We start from the raw sequence: 15,606 nt of genomic DNA on the forward strand, positions 1-15,606 counted from the left end.
CTGCTCCAGGGAGTTGGTCAGTCCGTGCCGGACTCCATCGCGGCGCGGTCCAGGAGCGCCTCGTCCTCGGAGACCTCGCCACGGGAGGCGATGGCCTCGGCGCCGCCCTCCGGCATGCTGCCGATGAGGCCGGTCGCGGCGGCCTGCGCGGCACCGATCGCCGCGTTGCCGCTGCCGATCAGACCGAGCACGGCGTACTGCTCCAGCTTGGCGCGGGAGTCGGCGATGTCGAGGTTGCGCATGGTCAGCTGGCCGATCCGGTCCACCGGGCCGAACGCCGAGTCCTCGGTGCGCTCCATGGACAGCTTGTCCGGGTGGTAGCTGAACGCCGGGCCCGCGGTGTCGAGCAGCGAGTAGTCCTCGCCGCGCCGCAGCCGCAGGGTGACCTCACCGGTGATCGCCGAGCCGACCCAGCGCTGCAGGGACTCCCGCACCATCAGGGCCTGCGGGTCCAGCCAGCGGCCCTCGTACATCAGCCGGCCCAGGCGCCGGCCCTCGTTGTGGTACTGGGCGACGGTGTCCTCGTTGTGGATCGCGTTCACGAGCCGCTCGTAGGCCGCGTGCAGCAGGGCCATGCCGGGCGCCTCGTAGATACCGCGGCTCTTCGCCTCGATGATCCGGTTCTCGATCTGGTCGGACATGCCCAGGCCGTGCCGGCCGCCGATGGCGTTGGCCTCCATCACCAGGTCGACGGGGGAGGAGAACTCCTTGCCGTTGATCGTCACCGGGCGGCCCTGGTCGAAGCCGATCGTCACGTCCTCGGTGACGATCTCGACCGACGGGTCCCAGAAGCGGACGCCCATGATCGGCTCGACGGTCTCCACGCCGGTGTCCAGGTGCTCCAGCGTCTTGGCCTCGTGGGTGGCGCCCCAGATGTTGGCGTCGGTGGAGTACGCCTTCTCCGTGCTGTCCCGGTAGGGCAGCTCGTGCGCGAGCAGCCACTCCGACATCTCCTTGCGGCCGCCCAGCTCGGTCACGAAGTCCGCGTCCAGCCACGGCTTGTAGATCCGCAGATGCGGGTTGGCGAGCAGGCCGTAGCGGTAGAACCGCTCGATGTCGTTGCCCTTGAAGGTCGAGCCGTCGCCCCAGATCTGGACGTCGTCCTCAAGCATCGCCCGGACCAGCAGCGTGCCGGTGACGGCACGGCCCAGCGGGGTGGTGTTGAAATAGGCGCGTCCGCCGGAGCGGATGTGGAACGCCCCGCAGGTCAGCGCGGCCAGACCTTCCTCGACCAGCGCCGCACGGCAGTCGATCAGACGCGCGATCTCGGCGCCGTAGGCCTGCGCGCGGCCGGGCACCGAGGCGATGTCGGGCTCGTCGTACTGGCCGATGTCGGCGGTGTAGGTGCAGGGGACGGCACCCTTGTCGCGCATCCAGGCGACCGCGACGGAGGTGTCGAGTCCGCCCGAGAAGGCGATGCCGACGCGCTCGCCGGTGGGGAGGGAGGTGAGGACCTTAGACATAGGAAGATTATGCACGCTCGCGCATGGTCATGCAAAGTCCCCCTGCTGGAGCAGTTCTGCCGGGCACCCCGGAAGCGGTGGGATGCCCGGCGGAACCTGTGGTCGCGGACCGGTCAGCAGCCCGCCTTGTAGAAGTACTTGCTGATCTCGGGCTGGTCCATGTTCGCCTTGGTGATGGCGACCATGTTGGTGCCGATCGACTTCTGCACCGACTTGCCCTCGAAGGCCGCGGCCAGCTGGTCCACCGCCTCCTTGCCGATCGCCGCCGGGTCCTGCGCGACCAGCACCTGGAGGGTGCCCGCCTTGAGGGAGGCGACCTCGTCCGGCTCGGCGTCGAACGCGGCGACCTTCACCGTGCCCTGCTTGCCGGCCTGCTTGAGACCGGTGGCTATGCCGGTACCGGTGTTGGTGTTGCCCGCGAAGACACCGCCCAGGTCGGGATGGGCCGCCAGCGTCGACTGGATCTGGGAGGCCGCGGTGGCCGGCAGGTCGTTGTCGTAGAGCGTGGGCAGCATCTTGATGTTCGGGTACTTCTTCATCTCCTCGGTGAAGCCCTTGATGCGGGCGTCCGTGGTGGAGACACCGGGCTTGACGCTGATGACGATCGCCGAGCCCTTCTCGTTCATCAGCTTGGCGAGCGCGTCGGCCGCCACCCGGCCGCCCTTCTCGTTGTCGGACGAGATCCGGGTGATGCCGATCGAGGAGTCGGTGACCGTGGTGTCGACGAGGGCGACCTTCGTCCCGGCCGACTGGATCTGCTTCAGCGACGGGGTGAGCGCGCTGACGTCGACCGGCGAGATCAGCAGCCCGTCGGGCCGGGACGCCGCCACCGAGTCGAGGAGGGGTCGCTGCACCGACACGTCCCACTGCGCGGAACCGTCCGCCGAGAAGTCCATGCCCTTGGCCTTGGCCTCGGTCTGCGCCGCACAGGTCATGGTGATGTAGAAGGGGTCGCTCTTCACGCCGGTGATCAGCCGGACCTTCTTGCCGGAGGCACCCCCTTTCGACCCCGAACCGCCGCTGTCGCTCGACGAACTGCAGGCGGCGGCGCCGGTCAGGACCAGCACGGTGCCCGCGGCGATCAGTACTTTGCGCGTGATGCGAATGCTCGACATAAGGCTGTCCTCCAGGGTCGTACGAGGGTTGGGGCGAAGGTCGGGGAGGGGGTCACGCACGCTCTCGGGTCTTCCTGCGCATCTGGTCGATGTAGACGGCCGCGACCAGGACGACACCGACGGCGACGTCCTGCCAGTACTGCTGCACGCCGATGACGATCAGCCCGGTCGTCAGCACGGCGGGGATGAACACACCGATCACGGTGCCGAGTACGGAGCCCCGCCCGCCGAACAGGCTGGTACCGCCCAGGACCACCGCGGTGATCACCTTCAGGTTGTCGGTGGAGTGCCCGGCGATGGACGTCGTCCCGTAGGAGGCCAGCCACATCACCGCGCCGAGACCTGCCAGCAGACCCATCAGGCCGTACACCATGACCAGATGGCGGCCCACCGGGATGCCCGCGCGCCGGACGGCGGTCGGGTTGGAGCCGATCGCCAGGGTGTGGCTGCCGAACCTCGTGGCACCGAGCACCGCGCCGAACAGGGCGGTGACCGCCGCGGCCAGGATCACCATCCACGGGATGCCGGCCAACTTGCCGAAGCCCAGGCTGTTCTGGAGGTGGGTGGCGGCGGCACCGGCCGGGTCCTGGCCGCCGGTGGCCAGTTCGGCGATGCCCAGCGCCGCGCCCAGACCGCCCAGGGTCACGATCAGCGGTGGCACCTTCCCGGTCGCCACCACCGCCCCCTGCAACGCGCCCCAACCCGCGCCCACCGCAAGGGCGATGACGACACAGACGGCGACCGTGCCCCAACTGGAGGCGGGTCCGCCGTGGTGGATGTTGTACTCGCCCGCCGCGACCGCCGCGAGTACCAGCACCGAGCCGATCGACAGGTCGATGCCCGCGGTGATGATCACGAACGTCATGCCGACACCGAGCACCAGATAGATGGCCGCGTTCACGGCGATCTGCGTGAGGTCGTACTGCGTGAAGAACTTGCCCGGCGCCGCGATGGTGAAGAACGCGACCAGCGCGACGAGGATCACGAAGGTCCACAACTCGCTGATGCCTGCGGTCCGTCGCAGCCACGGGGGTATCGCGAACCTCCCGCCGTCGGACGGGGGCACGTCCGGTGCCTTGGCCGCCGGCTTGATGTCCTGACTGTTGGCGCTCATCGGCCGCCCTCCGCTTCGGTCGCGCCGTGGTTCCCGTTCTGAGCGGGCTCGTCCAGTGATCCGGTCATGGCGCCGACGAGTTTCTCGATCGTGGCGTCGGCCGCGGTGAACGAGGCGACCCGGCGGCCCAGCCGCAGCACCTCGACCCGGTCCGCGACCGACAGCACCTCGGGCATGTTGTGGCTGATCAGGACGACGCAGATGCCCCGGTCGGCGACCCTGCGCACGGTCTCCAGGACCCGGGCGCGCTGGACGACGCCCAGGGCGGCGGTCGGCTCGTCCATGAAGATGACCTTGTTGGCGAAGGCGACCGCGCGGGCGACGGCCACGGACTGCCGTTGCCCTCCCGACAACGTTGTCACAGGAGCCGTCACATCTTTCAGTTCGACTCCCAGTTCACCGAAGGCCGCGATCGCCTCCCGCCGCATCGTGGGCCGGTCCAGCACGCCCAGCCGGCCGAGCAGACCCCCGCGTACGAGTTCCCTGCCGAGATAGAGATTGGCCGCCGCGTCCAGATCCGGCGCCAGCGAAAGATCCTGGTAGACGGTCTCGACTCCGTGCCGTTGCGCGTCCATCGGCCCCGTGAACCGGACCGGCACCCCGTCCAGGCGCACCTCGCCCTCGTCCGGGGTGAGCACACCGGAAAGGACGTTCACCAACGTCGACTTGCCGGCACCGTTGTCACCGATCAGTGCGACGACCTCACCGGCGTACGCCGTGAAGTCGGCGCCCGAGAGCGCCTGGACATGGCCGAAACGCTTGACCACACCATGTGCCGCGAGAAGTGGTTCCCTTGCAGAGGCCATGCTGTGCTTTCTGGTTGGTATCGTTAACAGTTCGTCGATTCTGGGAGGCCCATGAGTGGGCGTCAAGGGTCGGGACGGACACGGTTCGGGCGCATGTCATCGGCCCGTCGGCCTCGTTGCGCGCGACGAGATCTGGAGGACGCGGCGTGGCCAGTCGTCCCAGGATGAAAGACGTGGCCGCGGCAGCGGGCGTGAGCGTGATGACGGTGTCCCGGGTGGTCAACGGCGAGGCGGGTGTGGCGCCCCGCACCGCCGCTCGCGTCGAGGCCGCGGTCCGCAAGCTGGGCTATCAACGCGACGACGTGGCACGGCAGTTGCGTCGTACGGACCAGTTGAGCCAGACCATCGGACTGATGGTGGACAACGTCGCCGACCCCTTCATGGCCGCCGTCGCCTCGGCCATCGAGGACATCGCGCACCGGCGCGGCAGCATGGTCCTCATCGGCTCCAGCCGCGCCGACCCGCACCGCGAACGCGAGGTCGTCGCCGCCTTCACCGCCCGTCGCGTCGACGGACTGATCCTCACCCCGGCCGCGGGCAGCCACCGCTTTCTGCGCCCGGCACAGGCGCGCGGCACGAAGATCGTGTGCGTGGACCGGGCGGCACCGGGCCTGGACGTGGACACCGTGGTGGTGGACAACTTCGGCGCGGTGGAACAGGCCGTACGCCATCTCGTCGCGCATGGCCACCGCCGGATCGGCTACCTCGGCGATCGACGGGAGATCTGGACCTTCGGCGAACGCCACCGCGGCTATCTGTCGGCCCTGAACACCGCGGGCATCGACGCCGACCCGGCACTCGTCCGGCACGGCCTGCGCTCCGGCGCGGACGCCGCCCGAGCCGTCACCGCGATCCTCTCCGCCCCCGAACCGCCCACGGCCGTGCTCGCGGGCAACGAGATCCTCGCGCTGGGCGCCCTGCCGGTGCTGCCCGCCGACGTCGCGTTCATCGCCTTCGACGACTTCGCCCTGGCCGCGCAGCTGACCCCGCCGGTCACCGTCATCGCCCAGAACCCGGTCGCCCTCGCGACGAGCGCCGCGCACCTCCTGTTCGCCCGCATCCACGGGGACGCGTCACCGTCGCGTCGGGTGGTCATGCCGACGGAGTTGATCGCGCGGGGGTCGGGGGAGGTCCCGGGGCCGGGCGGGGTGCCTCCGGTTCCTGGGGGTTGAGGAGTTCCGGTCTGCGCTCCGCGCGTGGGGTCGGCCGTCGTGCAGGGCCGGTGCGGTGGATCGTGCGGCGGGCGCGGGGCCCGGTACGCCCTTTTCCGTGCGCGTCGCGCGTCTGCTGTCCGCCCGTATCCACGGGGACGCGTCACCGTCGCGTCGGGGGTCGGGGGAGATACCGGGACTCGGTAGGTCGCTTCCGGCTCCTTGGCGCTGACGCCCCCCATCCCCGCGCCCCGCAAGGAGTCGGCCGCCACGCAAGGCCGGCGGATCTCGCCGCGGACGCGAGGCCCGGCACGTCCTTCTGCGCCTTGCGGCTGGACGCGCCGAGCCCTGCTCACCGGTACCGATCGGTCGCCGTTTCCTTCCTGCGCCCCGATCCGCCGGACAGGCGCTACGCGCGGGGCCGCTCGAAGGTGAGGAGGAGGCCCTCGACCGCGCCGGGGCCGATGCGGCCCTTGACGTCGGCGGCGGTGATCGCCTTCAGGCCCCAGCCGTCCTCGGCGTGCTTGTTCAGGACCTTCTCCAGCTTGTCGCTGTCCAGCGCGTCGCCGATCAGCGACTCCCGGAAGCTGACGACCTTGTACTCGAACGTGTAGGCGTTGCTCATGGCTGCGATGTCCTCCTGTGCGCGCACGGTGTGCGGTGGGCGGGTTCAGCCAATCACGGGAGGACGCTCGCGCGCAGGCCGGGGGTGGTTTCGCGGCCCGGCCGTCAACTCGGCCCAAGAGCACGTGCGTTGGGCGGGCCGAGGGCCGAAAGGGGCCCTGTGGGTATGTCATCGCGGCACGCTGCGGCCGTCGTGTCACCCGGGACGGGGGCCGGGTGGAGACGTAGCGTGACGGCGCAGGCGGATGCGGACCGATCACCTGGGGGAGCGATGTGCTGGAGCGCGAAGGCCGATCTCGTCGCGGGCGCGGGCGTTCTCGCTGTGGGGGTGGCCTGTGTGGCCCGGACCCGTCGGCCGGCCGATCTGCCGCTGACCGCCCTGCCGTGGCTGCTCGGCGTTCATCAGATCGTGGAGTCGCTGGTGTGGGCCGCCGGAGGGGGAACCGGTGCCGCCACGCTCACCTGGGCCGTCGTCGCCCTGCCGCTGCTGGCGGTGTGGGTTCCGGCGGGCGTGTGGTGTGCCGCGCCACCGCGGGCCCGGCCCCGGATCGCCGTACTGCTGTCGATCGGGGCGGTCACGGCCGCGGCACTCGTCTACGCCCTCGTCGCGCATCCGGTGACGTCCGAGATCCGCGGCCACACCGTCGGGTACGTCGTCGATGTTCCGTACTCCCCCCTGGTCATCGTCGGCTACCTCGTGGCGACGGTCGGCTCGCTGCTCCTGTCCGGTGACCGCGGGCTGCTGGGGCTGGGGATCCTGGTCACGGTCGGCGCGCTCGTCTGCTGGACGCTGTGGGAGCTGGAGTTCGTCTCGACGTGGTGCGCGGTCGCCGCGGTGTCCTCGGTGGTCCTGTACTTCTGGGTGCGCGGCCGGGACGGGGAGCCGGGGAAGCGACCGTACGCCGGTGTGGCGGGCGGCCGGTCCGCACGACCGTGACGAGGGGACGGGGCGCGCGTCCGGCGGGGTCCAACGTGCCCTGCGTACAACTTCGTTGATGTCGGGCGGTGCTGTCGGGTTGGATGGCGCCATGGAACGCGTTGACGTAGAGCTGTTCACTGACGGCGGGAACGACGCCGTGGTCCGTCTGCCCGGGCGCCGGTTCCCCGGTGTGCTGATCCAGGGCGACTCCCTGCACATACTCCGCAGCGATGTGGCCGAGGTGGTGGAGGCTTGCGAGCGCGGCGACCTCGCCGAGGCGGGGGAGTCCGCGGGGCTGCTGCTGGCCGGCCTCGACGCGCTGCTGACCCGCTACTCCGTGGCGTTGGCGAACCACAGCATCCAGGCGCCCTACTGACCCGACCGCGCTCACACCGCCCGGTGCTCGATGCCCAGCAGGCTCGCGGCGGCGCGGAAGTCGGCGGAGTGATGGCCGAGGGCGAGGGACCAGTGGTGGCCGACGCCCGTGGCGCTCCACGCGTCGACCCACTCGCCGGGATCACGGCCGAAGTCGACCCGGCTGGTGGTGTTGCCGATCGCGAGCAGCGGTCCGGGTACGACGCTGCCCTCCGAGGTGATGAACGACAGGGAGCCGTCGGCGTCCTGGCCGAGGCCGAGCAGGGTCACGGGGCCGTGCTGGACGTCGAACTCCACGCTGACGCCCCAGCCGCGCTTGCCGTGGTAGACGCCCAGGCCGCGCAGCAGCGGGTCACGGGCGCTGACCGCGAGGTGCGCGGGCCCGTCGTGCCCCATCTCCACCACCCCGTCCTCGAAGTCGAGGGCCTGGATCTCGGTGAAGGAACCCCCGGCGCCGATGCTCTGCGTCGCCAACTGGGCCAGGCTGGTGCGCAGTTCGTACTCGCCGGCGGCCGGCACACCCCGGGCGGTGAGCAGGGAGGCGCCCAGGATCATGCCGGCGCCGAGCCGTTCGTGCAGTTCGCCGTCGAGACCGCGGTGGTAGTAGGCGAGGGTGTCGAGGCCGAAGTCCTCGACGAGCCGGTCGAGCGCGACCGACACGGTCGCACCCCACGCCAGGTCCTCGTCGACCACGCTGTCGTCCACGGCGAAGATCCGCCGCGTGAGCGCCGTCCGCTCACGGGTCTCGGCCTCGCTCACCCGCTCCACGCGCTGCCGTAGATCGTCGAACTCCAGCACCTCGACGTGCGAGCCGAACGTCGCCGGGAGCAGGGTCAGATCGGTCGACACGTCGAGCATGCCGGGGTACAGATGCCCCATCAGACCGTGCCGGGCGTGCCGGAGCGCGGCCCGGACCCGTGCCGCCCGGACCCACTGCTCGATGCGCCGCCAGGCGGACTCCTGGCGCAGCCAGCCCGACACCGACCGGAAGGGGATGCCGGCCCGCCGGAAGACGTTGCCGACCTCCGGCACCGGGCACTGCCCGCAGTAGGCGAGCCAGGCGCCCGTGTCGAAGGAGGCGTGGTCCATCCGCTCGGACGGCTGGAGGTCGATGACCAGGACGGGGGTGTGCGAGCGCTGGGCGATCGGCAACACCATGGACGAGGTCAGATACGTCGTCAGGAACAGCACGATCAAGTCGCAGTCCGCGCGCCGGAGTTGCTCCGCCGCTGCCGCTCCCTCCACCGCGTCGGAGATGAAGCCGACGTCGGTCACCTCCGCGTCCAACTGCCGGAAACGGTCGGCCACATAGGCGGACGACTCCTGCAACTGCGGGAGGAGGTCGGGGAATTGAGGCCAGTAGGTGCCGAGTCCGCCCGCCACCAGTCCGATCCGGGTCCGGCGGCGGGTCACCGGGGGAAGCAACTCCCGCAATGTCGCGGCGCGTTCCGCGGTCACGATCAGGGGGTCGGTCGTTGTCATGCGGGGTGTTCCTTCCGGGTTCCGGTGTGGACTCAGGTCCGGGCCACGCCGAGTCCCTTGACCCGAGCGGCCGTTGTCTCGGGGGAACGCCGGATGAGGACATGGATGACGTACACGCCCGCGACGCCCGACGCCGCCATGCAGACAGTTATCGACCAGAGCAGGACGGAGGCGCTGTAGTCCATCAGCGCGGGCGTGACGAACGCGACGCCCGCGAAGACCCCGCGGGAGAGGGCGTAGGTGAGGCCCTGTGTGGTGCCGCGGGTGTCCGGGGGCAGCGTCAGCTGCGACCACACCTTGTAACTGGCCTCCCCGGCGAAGGGGTTGGAGATCTGGTACAGCACGAAGAAGACGAGCATGCCGACGAGGGCGCCCGCCGTGAGGGAGGCGATGCAGAAGGCGAGGACCTGCACGACCGTGAAGACGTAGAACAGCCGGTCGCGCCAAGGGGTGTCGGCGAGCCGGACGAAGACGAACGTCAGCACCAACGCGATCGGCAGGAACGCCAGGTTGATCCCGGTGGCCAGGCTCTGCGAGGCGCCGCTGACCGTGACCAGCAGGTAAGTGCCGAACTGGCCGAAGGTGTTGGCGCCGATGCCCCAGGTGACGTAGTAGACGAAGGTCGCGATCATCGGCAGCAGCGTGGCGCGGTTGCAGATGTTCCTCAGCTCGATGCCGCGCGGCACGGCCTCCGTGGGCACCTCCTCCTCGGTCGGCTCGTCGGGCAGTTCCAGACGGGAGCGGAGCTGCCAGGTGACCAGTGCGGCGACGACCAGATGGCCGGTGATGAACCGCGCCCCGGTCAGGCCCGTGTCCGACAGGAGATAGCCGAGGAAGATCACGACGACGATGCCCAGCACCCACATGACCTGGGTGAAGGACACCAGACGCGCCCGGCCGTCGGCGGGCGCGGCGTCCGAGACCACGGCCAGGGACGTCGGCAGATCGGCACCCGCCGCCAGCCCCGCGACGAGCACGCCGACGAAGAGCACGATGTCGTTCGGCGCCAGCGTGATGACGATCGCGCCCACCGCGTAGCAGAGGATGTCCAGGTTGTAGACGCGGCGGCGCCCGAACAGGTCGGCGAGCCGGCCGCCGACGAGGGAGCCGACGGCGATGCAGCCGGTGACGATCGCGCTGATCGCCCCGGCCATCCACACGCCCATGTCGTAACTGTCGCGGTAGATGGCCAGGTTGACGGCGATGCTGACGATGAGCGCGGCGTCCAGGTAGGAGGCCATGCCCGAGAGGGCGGCGACCTTCCACAAGTGCTTCGGGATGGGCTGTTCCGGGTGTGCCTGGGCAGCGGGCAGGAATCGGCTCATGGTGCGGCTCCTCGCGGCTCGGGGGCCGGGGTCGCAGTGAATATAGGGTTCGGAAAACGTTCCAACAAGTCCCCTTGCGCCATTCGACGTGAAGAAGTGTCAGCCTTCTTCCCGCTCTCCGCCACCGGTGCCAACATTGCAGGTGGCAGACGACTGGGTCGACCAAAAACGTTTTTGCTCCATGTGGGTGATCGAGCCGCACTCGGAAGGACCGCCGACGTGATCTCTCCCGCGCTCCAGCAGCTCTTCGACGCCCCGCCCCGGGACTTCGGCCCCACCCCGCTGTGGTGGTGGTCCGGCGCCAAGGTCACCCGCGAGCGTCTCGACTGGCAGCTGCGCCGATTCGCGGACGGCGGCGTCCACAACCTCGTGGTGATCAACCTGGCCCCGGCAGGCCCGAGTTTCGGCGCCCGGACCGATGACCCGCCGTGGTTCGGCGAGGAGTGGTGGGACCGTTTCACCGACACCTGCCGCATCGCCCGGGACATCGGCACCCGCCTCTGGTTCTACGACCAGCTGGGCTTCTCCGGCGCCAACGTCCAAGGCGCCGTCACCCGGCGGCACTTGGCGGCCACCGGCCGCGCACTGCGCTCCCGCAGAGCCACTGTCTCGAACGGCACGGTCGTCTCGCAGGGTGCCGAAACCCTCATCGCCGCCTACGACTTGACGGGCCGTCGGCTGCCTGCGGACCCCGACTCCGGCACCTTCCGGATCACGGCCGCGGACGGCACGGACGTACGCCTCGTCGTCGCTGTCCCCACGGCCTTCGACTACCTCTCCCCGCACGCCGGGGAACTGCTGCTGGACGCCGTCCACCACGAGTACGACCGCCGCGTCCCCGAGTACCTGGGCAACGTCATCGCGGGCAGCTTCCAGGACGAACTGCCCGCCACGAACTCCTGGAGCCCTCGCTTCCCCGAGGAGTTCCGCACCCGCCGCGGCTACGACCTGCTCGACCACCTGCCGGCCCTGTTCGGCCCGGCGGACTCTCGCGCGGCGAAGATCCGCGGCGACTACTACGCAGTGCGCGCCGAACTCACCGAGGAGTCTCTCTTCAAGCCCCTCGCGGCCTGGCACGCGGAACGCGGCATGCTCGTCGGCGCCGACCAGAGCAACCCCGCGCGAGCCGGATTCCCGGCGCAGTCGACACAGCTCTACACCGACTACTTCCGCACCCACCGCTGGTACGACGCGGTCGGCAGCGACCACCACGGCGACTCCAAGGTCCACTCCTCCATGGCCCACCTCTACGGCCACGAGCGTGTCTGGATCGAGGCGTTCCACTCCTCCGGCTGGGGCGGCACCCTCGCCGACACCTACGACTGGCTGCTGCCGTTCCTGCGCAGCGGCGCCAACCTGTACAACCCGCACGCCAGTTACTTCGGCACCGCGGGCGGCTGGTTCGAGTGGGCGCCGCCGTCCACCGACTGGCGCCAGCCCTACTGGCAGCAGTACCCGGCGTTCTCCCGCGCCGTCGCCCGGATCTGCTCGATCATGTCCTGGGGCACCTACAGCGCCGACGTCGCGGTCCTGCACCCCACCGCCACCATGCAGGCCCTCATCCCGCTCGACGCACCGGTCCACCACTTCGGCGACTGCCGCCTCGGCGACGAACACGCCGACGTCGACGAGACCCAGGAGCACTACCTCGGCCTGTGCGGCACGAACAACTGGCTCGGCCCGCGCGTCGGTTCACTGGACCGCCACCGCATCTCCTTCGACGTCATCGACGACGCTTCCGTGCAGCGGGCCACGGCCATCGAAGGCGCCCTGCGCGTAGGGGACTTGGCGTACCGCGCCGTCCTGCTGCCCTCGGCGGGCGTCCTGGAGGAGGAGACGGCACGCCGACTGACCCAACTCCTCGACGCGGGCGGCCGGGTGGTGGTCGTGGGCCGCCCGCCCACCTCGGCCGCCGGACTGGCCGGTGACGACTCCGTCGTGGCGGCGCTGCTGAAACACCCACGGCTGGAGCGGGCGAGCGACGCCGAGGGCGGAGCGGTGACGGTGGCGGACAGCGCCGGACACGCGACCGGCGAGCTGCCACTGCTCGTCAGGAGAAAGGGAGTTGAGGGGGTGGCCCTGGTGACAGCCGCCTTCCCCGACGCCCGCACCCTGCCGGGAGACGCCAACCACGAGGCGGACCCCGCCCGTTACGCCCACCACTCGACCGTCACCGTCCAGGCCGAGGTCGCCGGGGCCGAGATCTGGAACCCGGCGACCGGTGCCCGGCAGCGAGCCGACATCACGGTCCACGACGGTCGCTCGACCATCGCGGTGCCACTGGAGGGTGCCCCCGCCGTCCTCGTCGTATGGCGCGAAGGCACCCCGCCGACCCCCCGGACGGCCGCACCACCACCGCGCCCGGAGCGGACGACCGACCTCTCGGACGGCTGGGAAGGCCGCCTGGTCCCCACCATGGACAACACCTGGGGCGACCTGGCGCTCCCGGCCGGCGCGTCCGTCGAGGCACCGCAGATCTGGACCACGCACTGGACCGAGACGGACGGCCCCGACGCCAACTGGCAGCCCACACGGGCGACTTACGGCAACCGCGTCCGCGTCCTGCCTCCGACCCCCGCCGCCCGGGCCCCCGAACCGCTCGACGGGCCCGGTGTCGAACAGGTCCTCGCCGACACGCTCCCCCTCACCCCCTCTGACGAGGACTGGCACCTCTCGCTGTACTCGTCGAGCCGAGGGATCCCGGAGCCGGACGGCCTGCTCGGCAACAAGGGGCTGGTGAACGAGGAGTTCGTACGCGTCCCCGTGCCCGGGCCCGGGACGGTCGCCAGGGTCCGGGCCATCGTCGAGACGGACCACCGCGGACCCGCCGATCTGCACGTGGGCGCCGCGGCCGTCAAACGGGTGTGGTGGAACGGCGAACTCCTCGACACCGCTTCCGGATACCTCACCACGGCACGCGTGACGGTCGCACGGCCCCGCAACGTCCTCGAATACGAACTCGCCGACGCCCAGGACAGGCCGCTGCTGATCTCCGGCACCGAGGGCACCCCCCTGGGCAGCTATTTCTGCCTGACCCGACCCGGCGGCTTCACCCCTCGCCCACAGTTCATGTGCCTGCCCGAGGACGTACGACCGCGCGGCGGCGTCACCTATCGAGGCCGTCTGCAGGCCTCTGGAGAGGTGGTACTGGTGGTGGGAGCCGCGGTGGGTGTCACCGTGCTGCTCGACGGGGCGGTCGTCGCCCGTCAGGAGAAGGCGGAGTACTACGAGTCCGACTGGGGCGCCGTACCGATGTTCTTCCGCCATCAACTCGCCCTGGAAGAAGGCGAACACGTACTGGAGGTGGTGGCCGACGCCGTCCACCCGCGCGAGGCGATCTTCGTCGACTGCGTGGCCCGCGCGGAGTCGACGGTGAACTCCCTGACGAGCGGGGCCGGTTGGGAGGCCGAGACGGGGGAGTGGCGCGGCCGGACCGTCGAACACGACGGCCGCTGGGGCGAGTTGCAGCACTGCTACGCGGCCGTACGACCGCACCCGCTGCCGGAGACCGAGTGGCTGACCGGCGCACCGGTGCTCGGCACCGCCGTACTGGCCCTGCGGTCGACGGACACCGTCCGGCCCCGCGCGCAGCGCTTCCGTTTCACCGTGCCGCCGGGCACCGTGGCGCTGGACCTGCCGCTGGAGTCGGCGGCGAGGGTACGGGTCGGCGACGGTGGCGAGAAGTTCCTCGACGGCAGGGTGCTGGCACTGACCCAACCCCTGCCGGAGGCAACGGAGTTGGAGATCGTCACCGCGCCCACGGCCGTCCTGCGGGGCGGCTCCGCCTGGCGCGGACCGGTGCGCGTCCGCTGCGTACCGGCGCGACTGCCGCTGGGGGACTGGCAGTTGCTGGGGCTGGGCGGCTGGAGCGGCGGGGTGACGTACTCGCGGGAGGTGGAGGTGCCGGACGGGCCGGATCCGGTGCTGGACCTCGGGCGGGTGCGCGGCAGCGTGTCGGTCGCTGTCGACGGGGAGTACGTCGGTGAGGCCTTCTGTCCCCCGTACCGCTTGCAACTCCCGGGCGCCGCAGGGCGGACGGTCCGGCTGGAGGTGACGGTCAACAACACCGTCGCCCCCTATCTGGCGGAAGCCACCCCCACCGCGTGGGCCTTCCCGTCCCAGCTCGCGTCGGGGCTGATGGGTCCCGTGACGCTACGAACTCCGGTCTGACAGGGGCCGCGTGGAGTCGCGCAGGACGAGGTCGGGGGCGAACACCCTTGTCTCGTGGGCGTGTTCGGCGCGGGCCTCCACCTCGTCGAGCAGCATTCCCACGGCCGCCCGGCCCAGCTCCTCGACCGGCTGCCGTACCGTCGTCAGGGTCGTTCCCACGAAGCTCGCGATGTCGAGGTCGCCGTAGCCGACCACCTGTATCTCCTCGGGTATGCGCACACCGCGCTCACCCAGTCCACGGCACAGACCGGCGGCGAGGAAGTCGTTGGTGCAGAAGACACCGTCGGGCAGTTCGTCGAGGGCACGGGCGATCTCCAGGCCGTACGCCACCGTCATCTCGTCGGCGACGATCTGGCGCAGCCGCGCCTCGCGCTGGGTGCGGACGGCCTGGCGGGCGCCCTGGTGGCGGTCCGCGCACTGCACGATGCCGCGCTCGCCGTTCACGACGAGGATGTCGCGCGCCCCCCGGTCCAGGAGGTGCTGCACGGCGATCCGGCCGCCGGCGATGTCGTCGACGGAGACGGAACAGCCGTCCTGGGCGGGCAGCGCGCGGTCCGCGAGCACCAGCGGGATGCCGCGTTCGCGCAGCCGGGTGAGGCGGGTGGGATCGGCGCCGAGCGGGACCACCACCGCCCCGACGGCCCGCTGTTCGACCAGCATCGTGAAGTAGCCCTGCTCGCGCTCGGGATCGTCTCCGCTGTCGCAGAGCACCAGTGAGTAGCCGTGGTCGTAGGCCGCGTCGGCCGCGCCCCGCGCGATGCGTGAGTAGAAGGAGTTGGCCACGTCGGGCAGCACCAGGCCGATCGAGGACGAGTGCCCGGTGCGCAGTCCGGCGGCGCCCGGATGCGGTACGTAGTCGAGGGCGGCGACCGCGTCACGGACCCGCTCGGCGGTGCGGGCGTTGACCCGCTCGGGCCGGTTCAGGACGTTCGACACCGTGGACACCGAGACTCCCGCGGCGGCCGCGACATCCTGAATTCGGGCGGGGCGAACCTGGATGACATCCACCCCCCTCGCTCTGACAGCCGCGCGACCAGGCACGACACGGTCCTCATGGGCGCG

The 15,606-nt window shown here is 70.8% G+C and carries 12 protein-coding genes; 4 read left to right on the forward strand and 8 right to left on the reverse strand.

The features are described 5' to 3' along the window. Window positions 1-17 precede the first annotated feature (17 nt). The 4 genes from argG to ACIBJH_RS09775 all read right to left on the reverse strand — a co-directional run bounded on the left by argG (window position 18) and on the right by ACIBJH_RS09775 (window position 4,498). On the reverse strand, window positions 18-1,463 hold the full coding sequence (gene argG / locus ACIBJH_RS09760; protein ID WP_399116301.1) for an argininosuccinate synthase: 1,446 nt from the start codon (window positions 1,461-1,463) through the stop codon (window positions 18-20). 113 nt (window positions 1,464-1,576) lie between these two features. Continuing rightward, window positions 1,577-2,578, reverse strand: coding sequence for an ABC transporter substrate-binding protein (locus tag ACIBJH_RS09765; protein ID WP_399116302.1), 1,002 nt, complete (start codon window positions 2,576-2,578; stop codon window positions 1,577-1,579). Between the two features lie 52 nt (window positions 2,579-2,630). Then, complete coding sequence (locus ACIBJH_RS09770) at window positions 2,631-3,692, reverse strand: ABC transporter permease (protein ID WP_399116303.1); 1,062 nt, start codon at window positions 3,690-3,692, stop codon at window positions 2,631-2,633. After that, window positions 3,689-4,498, reverse strand: coding sequence for an ATP-binding cassette domain-containing protein (locus ACIBJH_RS09775; protein ID WP_200713119.1), 810 nt, complete (start codon window positions 4,496-4,498; stop codon window positions 3,689-3,691). The genes ACIBJH_RS09770 and ACIBJH_RS09775 overlap by 4 nt, the downstream gene beginning before the upstream one ends. 164 nt (window positions 4,499-4,662) lie before the next feature. Between ACIBJH_RS09775 and ACIBJH_RS09780 the strand changes: the two genes are divergently transcribed. Continuing rightward, window positions 4,663-5,670, forward strand: coding sequence for a LacI family DNA-binding transcriptional regulator (locus ACIBJH_RS09780; protein WP_399116304.1), 1,008 nt, complete (start codon window positions 4,663-4,665; stop codon window positions 5,668-5,670). Window positions 5,671-6,058: 388 nt separating this feature from the next. Here ACIBJH_RS09780 and ACIBJH_RS09785 read toward each other — a convergent pair whose 3' ends face one another. Continuing rightward, complete coding sequence (locus ACIBJH_RS09785; protein WP_019056094.1) at window positions 6,059-6,274, reverse strand: DUF4177 domain-containing protein; 216 nt, start codon at window positions 6,272-6,274, stop codon at window positions 6,059-6,061. Between the two features lie 270 nt (window positions 6,275-6,544). Between ACIBJH_RS09785 and ACIBJH_RS09790 the strand changes: the two genes are divergently transcribed. Further along, window positions 6,545-7,210, forward strand: coding sequence for a DUF6629 family protein (locus ACIBJH_RS09790; protein ID WP_399116392.1), 666 nt, complete (start codon window positions 6,545-6,547; stop codon window positions 7,208-7,210). Window positions 7,211-7,301: 91 nt separating this feature from the next. Continuing rightward, a complete protein-coding gene (locus ACIBJH_RS09795) occupies window positions 7,302-7,568 on the forward strand; it encodes a DUF6959 family protein (protein ID WP_019068189.1) in 267 nt (88 codons plus the stop codon). Window positions 7,569-7,579: 11 nt separating this feature from the next. Here ACIBJH_RS09795 and ACIBJH_RS09800 read toward each other — a convergent pair whose 3' ends face one another. After that, the gene (locus ACIBJH_RS09800) at window positions 7,580-9,049 is read right to left on the reverse strand and encodes an arabinose isomerase (RefSeq protein ID WP_399116305.1); all 1,470 of its coding nucleotides are present in this window, start codon (window positions 9,047-9,049) and stop codon (window positions 7,580-7,582) included. A 32-nt stretch (window positions 9,050-9,081) separates the two neighbouring features. Next, entirely contained in the window at window positions 9,082-10,374 is a 1,293-nt protein-coding gene (locus tag ACIBJH_RS09805; RefSeq protein WP_399116306.1) for an MFS transporter, read from the reverse strand. Between the two features lie 219 nt (window positions 10,375-10,593). On the opposite strand from ACIBJH_RS09805, the gene ACIBJH_RS09810 reads away from it, so the two are divergent. Beyond that, window positions 10,594-14,544, forward strand: a complete 3,951-nt coding sequence (locus tag ACIBJH_RS09810; RefSeq protein WP_399116307.1) for a glycosyl hydrolase — start codon at window positions 10,594-10,596, stop codon at window positions 14,542-14,544. Here ACIBJH_RS09810 and ACIBJH_RS09815 read toward each other — a convergent pair. After that, a complete protein-coding gene (locus tag ACIBJH_RS09815) occupies window positions 14,527-15,552 on the reverse strand; it encodes a LacI family DNA-binding transcriptional regulator (protein ID WP_399116308.1) in 1,026 nt (341 codons plus the stop codon). The genes ACIBJH_RS09810 and ACIBJH_RS09815 overlap by 18 nt on opposite strands. Between the last annotated feature and the right edge of the window lie 54 nt (window positions 15,553-15,606).

Source organism: Streptomyces sp. NPDC050548 (assembly GCF_044457385.1).
GTDB lineage: Bacteria > Actinomycetota > Actinomycetes > Streptomycetales > Streptomycetaceae > Streptomyces.

What these genes read in the sequence shown, in the direction of transcription:
- ACIBJH_RS09780 (WP_399116304.1), top strand. Translation starts at nt 4,663, where the DNA reads ATGAAAGACGTGGCCGCGGCAGCGGGCGTGAGCGTGATGACGGTGTCC.
- ACIBJH_RS09775 (WP_200713119.1), bottom strand. Translation starts at nt 4,498, where the DNA reads ATGGCCTCTGCAAGGGAACCACTTCTCGCGGCACATGGTGTGGTCAAG.
- ACIBJH_RS09770 (WP_399116303.1), bottom strand. Translation starts at nt 3,692, where the DNA reads ATGAGCGCCAACAGTCAGGACATCAAGCCGGCGGCCAAGGCACCGGAC.
- ACIBJH_RS09805 (WP_399116306.1), bottom strand. Translation starts at nt 10,374, where the DNA reads ATGAGCCGATTCCTGCCCGCTGCCCAGGCACACCCGGAACAGCCCATC.
- ACIBJH_RS09795 (WP_019068189.1), top strand. Translation starts at nt 7,302, where the DNA reads ATGGAACGCGTTGACGTAGAGCTGTTCACTGACGGCGGGAACGACGCC.
- argG (WP_399116301.1), bottom strand. Translation starts at nt 1,463, where the DNA reads ATGTCTAAGGTCCTCACCTCCCTCCCCACCGGCGAGCGCGTCGGCATC.
- ACIBJH_RS09765 (WP_399116302.1), bottom strand. Translation starts at nt 2,578, where the DNA reads ATGTCGAGCATTCGCATCACGCGCAAAGTACTGATCGCCGCGGGCACC.
- ACIBJH_RS09790 (WP_399116392.1), top strand. Translation starts at nt 6,545, where the DNA reads ATGTGCTGGAGCGCGAAGGCCGATCTCGTCGCGGGCGCGGGCGTTCTC.
- ACIBJH_RS09800 (WP_399116305.1), bottom strand. Translation starts at nt 9,049, where the DNA reads ATGACAACGACCGACCCCCTGATCGTGACCGCGGAACGCGCCGCGACA.
- ACIBJH_RS09785 (WP_019056094.1), bottom strand. Translation starts at nt 6,274, where the DNA reads ATGAGCAACGCCTACACGTTCGAGTACAAGGTCGTCAGCTTCCGGGAG.